Source organism: Streptococcus infantis, assembly GCF_047463615.1.
Taxonomy (GTDB): domain Bacteria; phylum Bacillota; class Bacilli; order Lactobacillales; family Streptococcaceae; genus Streptococcus; species Streptococcus infantis_X.
Genome location: NZ_JASHDO010000029.1, coordinates 1 through 651, shown reverse-complemented (window position 1 = coordinate 651; position 651 = coordinate 1). Strand labels below are relative to the sequence as shown.

The following is a 651-nucleotide window of genomic DNA, read 5'->3' as shown; positions in this document are numbered from 1 at the left end:
CTAAGTTGGACCTTGACGCTACTAAGATCAAAGCTTACGATTCAGTAACAGGTGATGATGTCACAGCTAAATTCGATATCGTTGTTAACAACGGTGTGATCACTGCAACTCTTAAAGCTGGCTTCACGAAGTCACTTGGCGATGCAGAAAACACTCAAGTGATCGATACAACTAAGTTCGCCTTCGGACGTTACTACAAGTTCGACATCCCAACAACAGTGAAAGCTGATGTGGCAGCTGGTGTAGATATCGAAAATACTGCGGCTCAAGTAGTCAACTACTACAACCCAACTACGAAGAAGGTTGAGAAACCAGAAAAACCAACTGAAAAACGTGTCAACAGCGTACCAGTACAAGTAGAGTTCAACTTCACTAAACGCTTGGAAGGTCGTGAATTGAAAGCGAACGAATTCAGCTTCGTCCTTAAAGATTCAACAGGTAAAGTTGTTGAAACTGTAACGAACGATGCATCTGGAAACGTTAAGTTCTCAGTTATCGAATTCAAGAAAGAACAAGCAGGCGTACACAACTACACAGTTGAAGAAGTTAAAGGATCAGACGCAACCGTTACATACGACACCATGAAAGCGAATGTAACAGTAACTGTTTCTCACGACGGAACAGCTAAAGTTCTTGTGGCAACTGTTGGCG

At 42.5% G+C, this 651-nt stretch carries 1 protein-coding gene; it reads left to right on the top strand.

Features of this window, described 5'->3' with window-relative positions; translation table 11 throughout:
• On the top strand, nt 1–651 hold a 651-nt coding region (locus QM874_RS09825; protein ID WP_414317128.1), incomplete at both ends, for a Spy0128 family protein.